At 58.3% G+C, this 14288-nt stretch carries 11 protein-coding genes and 1 tRNA gene; 7 read left to right on the top strand and 5 right to left on the bottom strand.

The window, feature by feature from the left end; all coding sequences use genetic code 11:
• Nucleotides 1-48: 48 nt before the first annotated feature.
• The 6 genes from TU75_RS19160 to TU75_RS19135 all read left to right on the top strand — a co-directional run bounded on the left by TU75_RS19160 (nt 49) and on the right by TU75_RS19135 (nt 5118).
• On the top strand, nt 49-477 hold the full coding sequence (locus tag TU75_RS19160) for a hypothetical protein (protein WP_060549770.1): 429 nt from the start codon (nt 49-51) through the stop codon (nt 475-477).
• Nucleotides 478-583: 106 nt separating this feature from the next.
• Entirely contained in the window at nt 584-946 is a 363-nt protein-coding gene (locus TU75_RS19155) for a hypothetical protein (RefSeq protein WP_060549769.1), read from the top strand.
• Nucleotides 947-1000: 54 nt separating this feature from the next.
• The gene (locus TU75_RS19150; protein WP_060549768.1) at nt 1001-1534 is read left to right on the top strand and encodes a hypothetical protein; all 534 of its coding nucleotides are present in this window, start codon (nt 1001-1003) and stop codon (nt 1532-1534) included.
• 371 nt (nt 1535-1905) lie between these two features.
• Nucleotides 1906-2841, top strand: a complete 936-nt coding sequence (locus TU75_RS19145; protein ID WP_060549767.1) for an HNH endonuclease — start codon at nt 1906-1908, stop codon at nt 2839-2841.
• Between the two features lie 1134 nt (nt 2842-3975).
• Nucleotides 3976-4200 (top strand): hypothetical protein, encoded by a 225-nt coding sequence (locus TU75_RS19140; protein WP_060549766.1) that lies wholly within the window; start codon nt 3976-3978, stop codon nt 4198-4200.
• Nucleotides 4201-4917: 717 nt separating this feature from the next.
• On the top strand, nt 4918-5118 hold the full coding sequence (locus TU75_RS19135) for a hypothetical protein (protein WP_060549765.1): 201 nt from the start codon (nt 4918-4920) through the stop codon (nt 5116-5118).
• A 130-nt stretch (nt 5119-5248) separates the two neighbouring features.
• Here TU75_RS19135 and TU75_RS27405 read toward each other — a convergent pair whose 3' ends face one another.
• The 5 genes from TU75_RS27405 to TU75_RS19115 all read right to left on the bottom strand — a co-directional run bounded on the left by TU75_RS27405 (nt 5249) and on the right by TU75_RS19115 (nt 11000).
• Nucleotides 5249-5542: a hypothetical protein gene (locus tag TU75_RS27405; protein WP_141719207.1), complete on the bottom strand. Its 294-nt coding sequence runs from the start codon at nt 5540-5542 to the stop codon at nt 5249-5251.
• 345 nt (nt 5543-5887) lie between these two features.
• Nucleotides 5888-5963, bottom strand: a tRNA-Thr gene (locus TU75_RS19130).
• 119 nt (nt 5964-6082) lie between these two features.
• Complete coding sequence (locus TU75_RS19125) at nt 6083-7459, bottom strand: HlyD family type I secretion periplasmic adaptor subunit (RefSeq protein WP_003235959.1); 1377 nt, start codon at nt 7457-7459, stop codon at nt 6083-6085.
• Entirely contained in the window at nt 7449-9602 is a 2154-nt protein-coding gene (locus TU75_RS19120; RefSeq protein WP_003235957.1) for a type I secretion system permease/ATPase, read from the bottom strand. Before TU75_RS19120 ends, TU75_RS19125 begins: the two co-directional genes overlap by 11 nt.
• Nucleotides 9603-9647: 45 nt before the next feature.
• Nucleotides 9648-11000, bottom strand: coding sequence for a TolC family outer membrane protein (locus tag TU75_RS19115; RefSeq protein WP_003235955.1), 1353 nt, complete (start codon nt 10998-11000; stop codon nt 9648-9650).
• Between the two features lie 347 nt (nt 11001-11347).
• Between TU75_RS19115 and TU75_RS19110 the strand changes: the two genes are divergently transcribed.
• Nucleotides 11348-14288, top strand: a 2941-nt coding sequence (locus tag TU75_RS19110; protein WP_156422785.1) for a retention module-containing protein, incomplete at its 3' end; no start/stop codon positions are given.

The following is a 14288-nucleotide window of genomic DNA, read 5'->3' as shown; positions in this document are numbered from 1 at the left end:
GTAACCACTCTGGTAACCACCAAAAGTAACCATTCAAGGACGTTGAAAATGAGTGCGGATGAACGGAGTGTAAAGCTCCACCAAAGCGCGAGCACTGAATCTGCAAACTTTGATCGCTTCGTCCTCGGAGCCTCAATGGCTGCTTGCGCCTATCTCGCGCAGACAATGCCCTTCGGCCCCATTGGCCTTAACGTGTCCACGATGTACCTGGCGACCCTATTCATGATGGCGCTGAGCGCAGTATTCGGATTCCTCCGGATTGAGTCGACGATCTCAACTATGAACGCCAACTCGAGCTATTTGCACATGATTGAGATGGAGCAGCTGAATGACCTCTCAATGCGCCAAATGGCAAGGAATGCAGTCGACAAGGTGGCCGAGCGCACGAAGACGATGTATGTGCTGCGAAATTACACGATGCTGTTTTCGTTTTTCGGTTACGTCGTAACAAAGGTGTATGCCACGTACCCCGTGTGACGCCTCGCGCTCCCAAGCTGACGACTGTTTGCATGCCGTCAGCCTAATCCCCAGCATCTATAAGCTCGTGACGTAGCCCAACTTCCAGCCAACCAATGAGAACAGAATGAGTACAGGAACCCATACATCAATCCGCTTAACACTCTTCAAACATAGCTCAGGATCATTCCTGGCAGCATTAGATGCGGCCCAAATCCCGCATGAGCCCATCCATATGTTTTCGACTAACCCCCAAGGCTCGGGACTGGTTGAAGCGATCACTGCCCTATCAGAAGCAATGCCCTGGAATGCCATAGCGAAGGTTGTGGTTGCATGGATTGAAGCAAGGAAAAGCCGTGAAGTAATCATCCATACAGAGACTGGGCAGTCGATCCAAGCAAAAGGCTATTCGGCTTCTGACGTTCAAAAGCTGCTTCAAAACTCCACAAACGTGATCGTAATCGATACGAAGCCCGTAGATGCCCCATAGACGTTCAATTATCGCAAGCTCATACCAAACATAGCCACGCAAGGATCATAGGACATGATGACCGCGTTAGAGGTACTGGATTCAGCGGTAAAAATTGGTCTTGGCGCGCTGATTGCCGGCCTATCGACATTCTTCATCGGGCGCTACCAACATGTTCGGGAGCTTGAGAAGGAACGCATAAAGCGCGAGTTTGAAGTGCTTAAACAAACCGCCGAACAAATCGAGCTTTTCACCCACGTAGCTCCCAAATATTGGGCACTGATCGTCGATTGGGGGAGATTTAAGCGAAACGATAGATCCATGCCTGAGAAACGCTCCTCCGCATTGGACGCATGCGCGAGCGAACTATTCTCATCGTTTAAAGAATTGAGTAATGCAGAAGCAAAACTATTACTTCTCGGGTACAAGTCGGCTCAGGTCAAATCCCGCCATTATGGAGAGCTGGTGAGCTCCTTCAGGCGAGAGGTTAACCGCGATTCTCATCCACTGACAGAGGACCAAGCCCAAGCGTGGCGCGCTAGGCTGCTAGCTGCCAGGGAGGAGCTTTTTGATGAACTGAGTAGCTGCTATCGAAAACTTTCACCCTGAGAGGCCTGGGAGCCTCTCTTCTCTGGCGTGCATCAACCCTCAGCCAAGTGTTGATAGATGGCTAGTGCCTACCAAAGCCGATAGGTAACCACTCCGGCAACCACCAAAAGTAAGCACCCTGCCCGGTTACCATTCGTCACAGGGATCTCCGTCACAGAGTCGTCCGGCGCCCGCCAACCTTGATAATTGTTAACAGGGTGACGGGTTGGACAACCTCTTACGGAGCTGATATTTGCTAATAGGAAGCGAGTTTGCCATCGGCCCCAGGTCGAAAAAACTTCACTGACACGCCGCGCTCCACGCAAGTGGCCTCAAATCTCGCAGAGAGGCGGTGTCCGGCTGAGGAGTACCTTACAGTGCAGGGACACAAAATGAATGTTGAAGACGAAAGCCTCGACGGGTTCCGACTAATTGAGGCAGGGATAGTCGGTGCAGGACATAAGCATTACATTGGTGAGCGATTCATCTGCCGCTTCTGCGGGCTAGGCCGTGAGTCTGTGACTTTCAAAAATAAGGCTCATGCCATTCCTGAGTTCCTCGGCAATCACCAGCTCATACTCAATTCCGAGTGTGACAGTTGTAACAAGCACTTCGGCAATACAATAGAACCACACTTGGAAAAGTACACGCATCCATTCAGAGCGCTGAATGGAATCACGAATAAGTCTAGGAAAACGCCAAAACACAGTGATGAGAAAATTGGCGCGTTTCAGATGGACCGCCACACCAATAATATTTCTATCACGCTTAACGTAGACGATGCGCTCGTCCATCACGAGGATCGCAATCACGTTTCATGGGAGATGCAGAGGAAACACTTCGTACCCTACATGGCCTACAAGGCACTCTGCAAAATAGCTGTATCAGTCGCCCATGAAAGATACCTGCCCCTCCTTAAGCCCACTCTCGAATGGCTGAACCCGCTTACTAATCGGGAGATGAGTATCAATCCGGCCATCGTAATCGAAACACTTACGCCGGGAACAAGGTACACATCGTGTGTCTACAGGCTCTATCTTCGAAATACTAATACGATCCCACACTGCCTATTCTGGATTGCCTTTGGCAGCTTTTCGCTAATGACACTTGTCCCAACTGGGCTGGACTTCAAAGCTGGTGTAGCCCTCCAATCCGAACTGCCTTACATGCCCGACACCCGATCGGAAGAAGATATTGCAATATACGGGCACCAACTACACATTGAGCGTGACTTCTCCTCTAAAGAGCCCATCAGCTTCCCGCACGAAGTTCACATACAATTCGAGGCAGTTAAAAAAACTAGCCCTCCCAAAAAAGAAACGACCTAACTTGAATATCTCACTATTGATGCTGAGCAGACGCAAGACCTCGAGTCGCGGCGAAAGCCAGATGCCCGATTTAGCCGATGGGAAGCCTTCGTGATCACACTCAGCACCACCTAACACAGGTCATTACCCACAACACACAGTTTGCGAAACAGCCCCATGGAAGGCTCGCGTCACGTGGAGGTCGGCGCATGTTGCGCAGTGCTTCGCGCACGCCCGTCGCGCACCCGGTCAATGCGCGAAGCCCTCCGCCAGCAAGGTTTCACGCACCCTTCACGCAGCATATTCACGCACTGGGCTGCGTGATGCCCTGGCGGACCGCAGATGCTCAAGCCTCAGCAACGGCCTCTGGACTGCGCAGTAACTGCGCAAATTGCGCACAGCAATTACGCAGATCGGTACGCACGGTTGGTACGCATTCTGGGCGCGTACCGGCAGCAGGTTCGCACTGAGGTTCGCACCTCTGGTTCGCACCCTCTTACGCGAACCTGGTGCGAACCCGGCCAGCGGCTACCACGCTGGTTACCACGGGAAGTTACCAAAGCGAGCGGTTGCCAGGTGCTGGTTTCCACTGTGGTTTCCAGACTTTTTCAGTGTTTTCCACTGGCAACCTGGCTAGGCCCAGACCAAACCCACGGCGCGGGGGTCGACTCGCCGGCGCGCACGATCCACGCCAGCATTGAGTGTTGAATTCAACTCACCGTGTAGATCGCAACACGCTGGCGCCGACTATTACTTTGACCACACTTTGACGGAATGCGAGACAGGCATCAGACCAAAACCACGCCGGGTGGGCGTCTGAGGCTTATCGCGTGGCCAGCCCGTCAAACAAGCGCACCGTGGTCACTGATACCCCTGACAGACCCCAGACGGATACGGCGCTTTCGGCCCGCCTACTTTTACCTGGCCTTTACAGAATCGCTGGCGAATGTGAGACAGGCATGAGACGAATTCGGCGGGCGTGGCCGCCTGAGAACGCCCATCGGCCAATGCGGGCGGGGCTCACGCATTAGATGCGGGGAAATCCCGTATCACATCGCCAGGGCACTTTGCCGCCGGCAGACGCAAACCACATAAAGGTGATTCCGGGCATTCGCGGCGCCGGTGCTACGCTCTCCCGAAACACGGAGAGCCACCATGACGGAAACCAAACTGATTGCCAGCCTGTTCGACCGCCTCAACCAAAACCAGCTCGCCCTGGGCGCAGCGGTGGAGGAGCTTTCCAACTGGGTCGAACAGCGCGGATCGGCAGACATTGCAAACAACGTGCGCGGCGCTCTCGAAACGCTCGATGAGAACCTGGTATTCATTCGCCAGGGCATTGCTGAGCTGACCGTCGCCGGGAGTCTGGGCCAGTCGTGACGCTGGTTAGGATTCTGGACAGGCTCTGGACGGCTGGAGAGGCCGCAGTTCATCCAGCTCGGCACATGGGCCAAAGCCTGCAAGGGTTGGTGGCAGATCGGGTAGGCGTCCGGATAGCTACCTTGTCCAGAAACGGGGCGAGCCGCGACAGTCACTTGCGGGACAAGTGGCACACCGTCGAACCGGGCAAACGCGGCCATAATCCTTGACCAGCCTTGACAAAATTTTAGACAGGTCTTGACGGATTTATCTGGCGCCACCAGCGGCGGGAACGCTCAAAGCCAAGCAGGACAATGCTTTGCGGGCATTCGCTTGGCTAGACCAGCACCAGCCTCGTCTAAAATTCGAGAGGCGGCCGTAAAGGTGGGTGCTCGATCAATATCCTGGCGCGATGGGGTGGTGAAATAACGGGCCAGAAAAATGCTTAGTGCGCCAGGCAATACTAGACAGGCCCTAGACGGATTCAGGTCGGCAAAATACCAGTGAAGAGTCGGGCGTGTGCGTGGTGCGCGGCTTCCGGCGGGGACGGCGTGCCGACGCGCTGCTGGCCTGTCTAATATTTTGGGGGGCCTTGGCTCCTGACAGCAGGCCGGAGCAGGCGGCTGGAAACTACCGAGGATTTCTCGGTAGTTCGATTGCGCACTGATAACATCTGCAGATCATCGCTGGCGCCGATCCGCTCCAGCGCCAGCATTCCGCGAGCCCGAGGACAGCGCCGTGTCTGTGATCGATTGCGATTACCTGCCAACCGAGAAAGTGAAGATCCCCGCCGAGCTGGCGCTGCTGATCGTCAGGAAGGCCAGCGCAATGGCGGCTGCATTCGAGGAGCAGGCGCTCGACCAGCTCACGAAGGATGCCCGACGCGCTCTTTCGCGGGGAGCTGAGCCAAGACGCGTAATCAGGGAAATGCGCTTGTAGGCGGAAGAGGGAACAGCCGGGATCTCGTTGGCTTTTCCGGCACCTGCCATACCGAAATGGGAGGCCAGGTACAGGCCGAGAATTCCGGGTAAGCGAAAGTAAGCAAAACCGGCTGGGTTAAAGCAATCTGCTACTGGGCGGGAGGCCATTCCTTCGACTTTTCAATATCGGCCCAGGGCCATGGTGATGGATGGCTTCGATAACGAGCCCAAATCAGAAGTTCGACTGCGTCGGCTTTGTCCTCAACGCCGAGCAGCCGGGCATTCTCTAACGCACAAACAAACCCGTGGGCGAACAGAAACTGCCTTTCACGCTCTGACGGACTTTTCTCTCCTCGAATCGCCTCAAGCAAGCTCAACCAACGATCAGCGCAACTTTCTGGAAAACGATCTTCCAAAGTACGGGTGTAGAAATCGGTCGACATAAGGACAGCTCCGAACATTTGCTTTAGAGCCCAGAGCCTAGCAGCCGTATTCCCTGATCGCTATCGACGGCTACGAAAGCACCCCGCCCAGGCTGAGGCAAAGCGCGCCTAACCGACTTGGAATGACCCCGCTACGGAAACACCCCATGAATGACCACTACCCTGATCCGGGGTGGTGACCTTAAGAGGTATAGATGATTGAGATGGCTTTTTGCGTGGATGACTGACGAGGGTGGAATCACCAGCCTTTTAAAGAAACGGGGAACGAACGGGGAAAATTTTTACTAAAAGAGGCCCAAAACGAAAAAGGCCCACCGTGAGGTGAGCCTAAGTCGTTGTTCTATATGGTGCCGGCACCAGGAGTCGAACCCGGGACCTACTGATTACAAGTCAGTTGCTCTACCAACTGAGCTATACCGGCGTGTTAGGGCGACGATTATAGCGATTGGCGAGATCCTGTAAACCCCTGAAAACTGACTATTTTTACAAAATCCTCAGTTTCCCCCAATTCCCCACCTACACCGCGTAAATCCTGCGCCATCAACGCTCGTGCAACGCCTCGGCCCGCGATTTGATGATTGGCTTGAGCAGGTAGCTCAGCACGCTCTTCTTGCCGGTAATGATGTCCACCGACGCCACCATCCCCGGGATGATCAGCAATGGTTTCTCATCGGTGCCCAGGTGGCTGCGTTCGGTGCGCAGTTTGATGACGTAGAAAGTGTTTTTCTTCTCTTCATCCTGCACGGTGTCGGCGCCGATCTGTTCCAGTTTGCCTTTGAGGCCACCGTAGATGGTGTAGTCGTAGGCGGTGAATTTGATCATGGCTTCCTGGCCCGGGTGCAGGAAGGCGATGTCCTGCGGGCGGATGCGTGCTTCCACCAGCAGGGTGTCGTCCAGTGGCACCACTTCGGCGATGTCGCTGCCGGGCTGGATTACGCCGCCCACGGTGTTGACCAGCATCTGTTTGACGATGCCGCGCACCGGCGAGGTGACCATGGTGCGGCTAACGCGGTCTTCCAGGCCTTTGGAGGTGGCTTGGGCCTTGCTCAGGTTGGTGCGTGCTTCGTTGAGCTGGGCCAGGGCTTCGCTGCGGAATTTGCCGCGGGTTTCGTTGATCTTTTGCTGCACTTCGTTGATAGCCGCCTGGGCGCGCGGGATGGCCAGGGTGGTGCCGTCGAGCATGCCGCGGGTTTCGACTTCCGAGCGCTTGAGGCGCAGCACTTCCACTGGCGAGATCGCGCCCTGCTGTACCAGCGGTTCGGACATGCCGATCTCCTGGCGCAGCAGGCCCAGGCTGTTGCGGTACTGTTCCTGCTTGGAGCTGAATTCACGCAGCTCCTGCTGACGCTGCAGCAGTTGCTGTTGCAGCCCGCCAATCTCGTCGGCCAGTTGCTGGCGTCGGCTCAGGTACAGCGATTCTTCGTTCGAGGCCTGGTTGGGGACGGCCTTGCGGGCATCTTCGGTGATGTTCAGCGGGCGGTTTTCCACCTCTGCGCTCAGGCGCTCGACGCGCAGTTCCATGGCCACGCGGTCGGCTTCGGTTTCGCCGACGTTGGAGGCAAAACGCGTGTCGTCCAGGCGCACCAGCGGCGCGCCGGGCTCGACGATCTGGCCTTCGTGCACGTAAATCTGCGCGACGATACCGCCTTCCAGGTTCTGGATTTTCTGGATGCGCGATGACGGGATGGCCTTGCCTTCGCCTTTGGTCACTTCATCGATGATCGCGAAGTGCGCCCACAGCACGAGGAACACGAAGAAGCCGATCACGCCCCAGATAGTCAGGCGCACGATGCGCGGTGCGTCGTCGACCAGGGCTTTTTCCACTTCGGGCAAGGGCTGGTCGTCGAGGGAGTCGGTGCCTCTGAAATAACCGACGATGACGTCTTTGAGGCGACGTGGTCCGGATTTAAGCGACACTGATCTGCCCCTTTTTCAGCGCTTCCATAACGGCCGCTTTCGGGCCGTCTGCGAGGATCTGGCCGCGGTCGATCACCAGCAGGCGGTCGACCAGGCTCAGCAGCGAAGCACGGTGGGTGACGAGAATCACCGTCTTGTTTTCGATCACCGACTGCAGGCGCTGCTTGAGACGCTCTTCGCCGGTGTTGTCCATGGCGCTGGTCGGCTCGTCCAGCAGCAGGATGGGCGGGTTGAGCAGCAGCGCACGGGCCAGGGCAACGTTCTGGCGTTGGCCGCCGGACAGGTTTTGCCCACGCTCGCCCACTTGCAGTTCGTAGCCTTGCGGATGCAGCCTGGCAAACTCATGCACGCCGGCCAGTTCGGCCGCTTGCAGTACCATTTCATCGTCAACGTAGCGCGCACCCGACACCAGGTTGTCGCGCAGGGTGCCGGCCAGCAATTGGATGTCCTGAGCCACATAGCCGATGTTGTGGCGCAGTTCGCTGACGTCGATCTGGCGGATGTCCACGCCGTCCACCAGCAAAGAGCCGGCGTCCGGCTGATACAGGCCCACCAGCAGTTTGGCCAGCGAGCTTTTGCCCGAGCCGCTGCGGCCGATGATGCCGATCTTCTCGCCGGGGCGAATGTTCAGGTTGATGCCGCGCAACGCCAGGGTCTGCTGATTCGGATAGGTAAAGTCGACTTCACGGAACGCCATCGCGCCTTGCAGCGCTTTGCGACTGAGCGGGCGCTCGTCGTAATTGCGCTCTTGCGGCAGCTCCATCATCTCGTCCACCGACACCATCGTCACCTTGGCCTGCTGGTAACGGGTCAACAGCCCCGACAGCTGGGCCAACGGCCCCAGCGCGCGGCCACTGAGCATGTAGCACGCCACCAGGCCGCCCATGCTGAGGTTGCCGTCGATGATCTGGTACACGCCGAAAATGATCATCGCCACGCCGGCCACTTGCTGGATCAGCAAGGTGATGTTCATGGCCAGGCCCGACAGCACCTTGACCCGCAGTTCGAGCCGGCTGAGGGTGCCGATGGTCTGTTCCCACTGGTACTGGCGCTCGCTCTCGGCGTTGTTGACCTTCACCGCATCGAGCCCGGCGAGGGTTTCGATCAGGCTCGACTGGCGCTCGGCGCCCAGGGCCATGGTGCGTTGCAGGGTCGCCGTCAGCGGCTTTTGCAGCATATGGCCGATACCCAGCGCCAACGGGAAGGCGATGATCGGGATCCACACCAGGTGGCCGCCGAGCAGGGCGATCACCAGCAGGATGATCAGGGTAAACGGCAGGTCGATCAGGCTGGTGAGGGTCAGGGACGTGAGGAAGTCGCGCATTCCCTGAAACTCATGGATATTTTGCGCGTAGCTGCCCACCCGGGCCGGACGCACTTTCATCGCCATGCCCACGATGCGCTCGAACAGCGTCGCGGAAATGATCAAATCGGTTTTCTTGCCCGCCAAGTCCAGGCACAAACTGCGCAGGCTCTTGAGCAGCAGGTCGAACAGGTACGCGCCACAGATGCCGATGGCCAGCACCCACAGAGTGGCGGTTGCCTGGTTCGGCACCACGCGGTCATACACGTTCATCACGAACAGCGGCGCGGCCAGGGCGATCAGGTTGATCACCAGGCTCGCGGCGATGGCGTCGGCGTACAGCCAGCGTGAGCGTTTGAGGGTGTCGCGAAACCACGAGCGCGCACGCGGGATCAGCGTGCCGTTGGTGACGTCGAACTTGTGCTGCGGCTGAGCGAAGAACACCCGGCCGCTGTAGTCCTGGCTCAACAGCTCACGGCTGACCTGAACCTCGCCGCCGTCACTTTCGCTCAGCAGCAGGCGCGCCGTGTCCCCGTCCCAGCCCAACAACACCGCACTGCGCCCTTCCTTGAGCAGCAGCATGGCCGGCAGGGCAATCGTCGGAATCTGTTCCAGCTTGCGCTGCAGCAATCGCCCCTGCAAACCCGCGCGGGCGGCTGCGCGTGGCAGCAGCTCGGCGCTCAGGCGTTGCGCGGCCAGGGGCAGGCCGGTGGTCAGCATTGCCCGGCTGGCGGGTTTGTAATGCAGGGAACAGAGGGTCAGCAGACCATCCAGCAAAGGATCGTCGTGCTGACTGCGCGGGTCATGATTGAGCTGCGCCACATCGATATCAGAATTCAAGCTGACTCTCTCTTAATGCGTTGAGTGCTCCAACTCCGTAAAAAATCAGTTCATCCCTGGCAGGTTCACTTTCGTTTTGACTTCGTTTTGCACGACCGAGGCCAGCGGAGCGACGATGCCCTGGCTTCTCAGCAGTTGGCCCATGTCGGCCTTGATGCGGTATTGGGTGTACAGCTGCAGGTTTTTGATCTGCGCCAGACGCTGCGACGCGGTGAACAGTTCGTTCTCGCTGTCGAGCAGGTCGAGCAGTGTACGCTCACCGAGGCTGAACTGCTGCTGGTAAGAAGTGCGCACGCGGGTGCTGCGGTCCACGTATTCCTGAGCGATCGGTACCTGCGCCGCGGCGTTGTTGTAAGCGTTCCAGGCCAGGCTCAGTTCCTGGTTCAGCTCGCGCAGGGCGTTGTTGCGAATATCCAGCGCCTGGGAGGCCTGGGAGGCCTTGGACTGCAGGTCGGCCTTGTTGCTACCGCCGGAGTACAGGTTGAACTGCATGCGCAGCATGGCCGAGTAGCCGTTGTCATGCCCTTCTTCGCCGCCGACATTGTTGTTGGCCGAGCGCTGCAGTTCGGCGTCGAAGCGCGGGTAGAAGGTCGACTTGGCGGCTTCGTACTGCTTTTCGGCAGCGGCGATGTCCGACTCGGCCGAACGCAGTACCGGGCTGCTCTCGACCATCTGGCGCCGCGCTTCTTCAAGATTGGCCGGCATCAGGGCGACAAAACCTTGCGGCCGTTCCAACTGATCGGGCTCTTCGCCGACGGCGCTGATGTAATTGGCCTTGGCGTCTTCGAGGTTGGTCTGCTCGGTCAGCAGGTTGTTACGCGCCTGAGCCAGTCGGGCTTCGGCCTGGTCCATGTCCGCCATTCTTCCGACGCCACGACTGGTGCGCAATTTGATCTGGTCAAAGATGCGTTCGTGGCTTTTCAGGTTGTCTTCTGCCAGTTGCACCATCTCGCGACGGGTCAGCACATCCAGATAAACCTGAGCGACCGTCAGGGCGGTGCGTTCGGTGGTGTTGAGCAGCGCATAGCCACGGGAGTTGGCGGTGGCTTGCTGGCGGCTGACTTCATTTTGCGTGCCGAAGCCCTGGAACAGGTTCTGTTGCAGGCGAATGCTCGACTCACCCCGGTTCAGGGTTTTCCAGTCATGGCTGTTGCTGGCGGCGCGAGTGGTGGTGTTGTCGGAGCTTTCGCGGCCATAACCGCCCAGCAAGTCCACTTTAGGCAGATAGCCGCCTTGGGCCGCTCGCACTTGATAGTCGGCAGCGATGCGCGCATTCACGCCAGCCTGAATCTCCGGGTGCACGTCCACCGCCTTCTGCATGGCCTCAGAGAGGGTTTGGGCCTGCACGAAACTGGCGGCGAGAGCGAACGGCACGGCGATGAAAAAGTGCAAACGCATTCTGATGTTTCCCCGGAGATCTGGTTGCCTGCAAAGCTGCAACAAATTTGGAATATTGCATGGGAGTGGCAGCTCGAAATGCCCGTTTTTAGTGGGCGCCGGAGGGCGCAAACAGAAAGTCGCGAGGCCGCTTAAATATCAATGTGACATTACGGGGCGGATTGTTTAGGATGGCGCCCGATAGGTCAATACCTTGACGGAAAAGTAATTATTCCGAAAAAACATCAAAATATTGACGCCAAAATTTTTACGCAAGCATTCAAGTACTCCAGCTATTGAATCGGCACCAGCGTTAGGGCCGGTCTCCTTGATGGATGCCCCCTGAACGGTATTTCGGAGATTTTTTTATGAGCAGCGTTGCGGTCGTCAAAAGCATTGTCGGTCAAGTGTTTGCGGTATCCCCGGAAGGGATTCGCCGCCTGCTTGTAGAAGGTGATCGCCTGTTCGCCGGAGAACAGGTCGATACCGGCCCTGCTGGCGCCGTATCGCTGGAGCTTGCCGATGGCCGTGTGATTGACCTGGGCCGCGACAGCCAGTGGAGCGCCGACGCGCCCGACTCGTCCACCGACCTGAGCGCCGCCACTGCCCAGGCCGCGCCGTCCGTTGCCGAGTTGCAGCAAGCCATCGCTGCCGGCGCCGACCCGACGCAGGACCTCGAAGCCACCGCCGCCGGTCCGAGCGCCGCCGGTGCAGACGGCGCCGTTGGGGGCGGGCACAGCTTCGTGGTGCTGGACGCGACCGCAGGCGTGGTCGACCCCACCATCGGCTATCCGACCAACGGCCTCAACGCTGCAGATGCCGGCGCTGCGCCGCTCACCGCCGGCAACACTAACAACGGCGCCACTGCGCAAAACGTCACCGTCACCCTGACCGCCACGCCGACCATCACCGAAGCCGGCGGCGTGGTGGTATACACCGCATTCGTCACCCAGGCACCGACTGCCGACCTGACCGTTACCTTATCCAACGGCCTGGCCGTAGTGATCACTGCCGGCCAGACCTCTGGCGCGCTGAACGTCACCTTCGCCGGCAATGACACGCCGTACCTGGATGCCTCGTCGATCTCCGCCACCATCGCCGGCACTTCCGGCGGCGGCAACGTGGTCGTCACCACGGACCCGACGCCTGCGGTGACCCAAGTCAACGACACCATCGACACCACCACCGTGACACTCACCGCCGCCGCCTCGGTGGATGAGGGCGGCAAGATCGTCTACACCGCCACCGTGACCAACGCCGCGCAGACCGACGTCACCGTCACGCTGTCCAACAACACCACCATCACCATTGAAGCCGGCAAAACCACCGGCACCGTCAGCGTCGACACCCCGGCGAACCTGGCCGATGGCAAGGACCTGACCGTCAGCGCGAGCATCACCGCCGCCAGCGGTGGCAACTACGAGAACCTCGCGATCAACCCACAAGCGGCGACCACCACGGTGGTGGCTGTGGATAACCCGAGCGTACTGGTGGCCGACACCGCCACCCTCGCCGAAGATGGCGTCGCCTCCGGCAACGTGCTGAGCAATGACAGCGATATCGACAATGTGCTTTCGGTTGCCACCTTCAATGTAGGCGGCACCACCTTCAACGCCGGCCAGACCGCGACCATTGCCGGCGTGGGCAACATCACCATCGGCGCCGATGGCGCGTACACCTTCACCCCGATCAAGGACTTCAACGGTGATGTGCCGCAGATCGGCTACACCACCAACACCGGATCCAGCAGCACGCTGAATATGAACGTGGTGGCGGTTGATGACGCGAGCGTGTTGAAGGCGGACACCAGCACGGTGCAGGAAGATAACGTTGCGACAGGCAACGTGCTTTCGAATGATGTCGATGTCGACAACGTATTGAGCGTCGCGACTTTCAGCGTCAACGGCACCACTTATAACGCTGGTCAGACCGCGACTATTGTGGGTGTGGGCTCAGTTACCATCGGTGCTGATGGTGCTTATGTGTTTACGCCGGTCAAAGACTTCAATGGTGATGTGCAACAAATTGGTTACACCACCAACACCGGTTTGAGCAGCACGCTGGATGTGAAGATTGATGCTGTAGATGATGCGAGCGTTCTCAAAGCCGATACCGGTAGCACGCTTGAAGACAACGTTGCCACTGGCAATGTGCTGAGCAATGACGTCGACGTCGATAACGTGTTGAGCGTTGCGACTTTCAGCGTCAACGGCACCAGCTACAACGCTGGCCAGACGGCCGTAATTTCGGGCGTGGGCAGCATCACCATCGGTGCAGACGGCGCGTACGTCTTCACGCCAGTCAAAGACTTCAACGGCGACGTTCCGCAAATCGGCTACACGACCAACACGGGCTCAAGCAGCACGCTGGATGTGAAGATTGACGCGGTTGACGACGCGAGCGTCCTCAAAGCCGACACCGGCAGCGCCCTGGAAGATAACGTTGCTACCGGCAACGTCCTTTCAAATGATGTGGACGTGGACAACGTCCTGACTGTTGCCACGTTCAACGTGGGTGGCACCACTTATAACGCAGGCCAAACCGCCGTTATCGCGGGCGTCGGCTCAATCACCATCGGTGCAGACGGCGCCTACGCCTTCACGCCAGTCAAAGACTTCAACGGCGATGTACCGCAAATCGGCTACACCACCAATACCGGTTCGAGCAGCACGCTGGACGTGAAGATCGACGCGGTTGACGACGCAAGCGTTCTCAAGGCGGATACCGGCAGTGCGCTGGAAGATAACGTTGCTACCGGCAACGTCCTTTCGAATGACGTCGACGTAGACAACACATTGACTGTTGCCACGTTCAGCGTGGGAGGCACTAGTTACGCAGCCGGCCAGATCGCTGTTATCGCAGGCGTTGGCTCAATCACCATCGGCGCTGACGGCGCATACGCTTTCACGCCTGTTAAAGACTTCAACGGCGATGTGCCGCAAATCGGCTACACCACCAATACCGGTTCGAGCAGCACGCTGGATGTGAAGATTGATGCGGTTGACGACGCGAGCGTCCTCAAAGCGGATACCGGTAGTGCGCTGGAAGATAACGTTGCTACCGGCAACGTCCTTTCGAATGACGTGGACGTGGACAACACCCTGACTGTTGCCACGTTCAATGTTGGTGGCACCACTTATAACGCCGGCCAAACCGCGACCATTGCTGGCGTCGGCTCAATCACCATCGGTGCAGACGGCGCCTACGCCTTCACGCCGGTCAAAGACTTCAACGGCGACGTTCCGCAAATCGGCTACACGACCAACACGGGTTCGAGCAGTACCCTGGACGTGAAGATCGGCGCGGTTG

This window comes from Pseudomonas poae (assembly GCF_001439785.1).
Classification (GTDB): domain Bacteria; phylum Pseudomonadota; class Gammaproteobacteria; order Pseudomonadales; family Pseudomonadaceae; genus Aquipseudomonas; species Aquipseudomonas poae.
Note: the sequence above shows the minus strand (reverse complement) of the source record. Positions and strands in the feature narration are given on the sequence as shown.

Excerpts from the sequence above, each read along its gene's own strand:
- TU75_RS19160 (WP_060549770.1), top strand. The coding sequence starts at position 49 with ATGAGTGCGGATGAACGGAGTGTAAAGCTCCACCAAAGCGCGAGCACT.
- TU75_RS19155 (WP_060549769.1), top strand. The coding sequence starts at position 584 with ATGAGTACAGGAACCCATACATCAATCCGCTTAACACTCTTCAAACAT.
- TU75_RS19150 (WP_060549768.1), top strand. The coding sequence starts at position 1,001 with ATGATGACCGCGTTAGAGGTACTGGATTCAGCGGTAAAAATTGGTCTT.
- TU75_RS19145 (WP_060549767.1), top strand. The coding sequence starts at position 1,906 with ATGAATGTTGAAGACGAAAGCCTCGACGGGTTCCGACTAATTGAGGCA.
- TU75_RS19140 (WP_060549766.1), top strand. The coding sequence starts at position 3,976 with ATGACGGAAACCAAACTGATTGCCAGCCTGTTCGACCGCCTCAACCAA.
- TU75_RS27405 (WP_141719207.1), bottom strand. The coding sequence starts at position 5,542 with ATGTCGACCGATTTCTACACCCGTACTTTGGAAGATCGTTTTCCAGAA.
- TU75_RS19115 (WP_003235955.1), bottom strand. The coding sequence starts at position 11,000 with ATGCGTTTGCACTTTTTCATCGCCGTGCCGTTCGCTCTCGCCGCCAGT.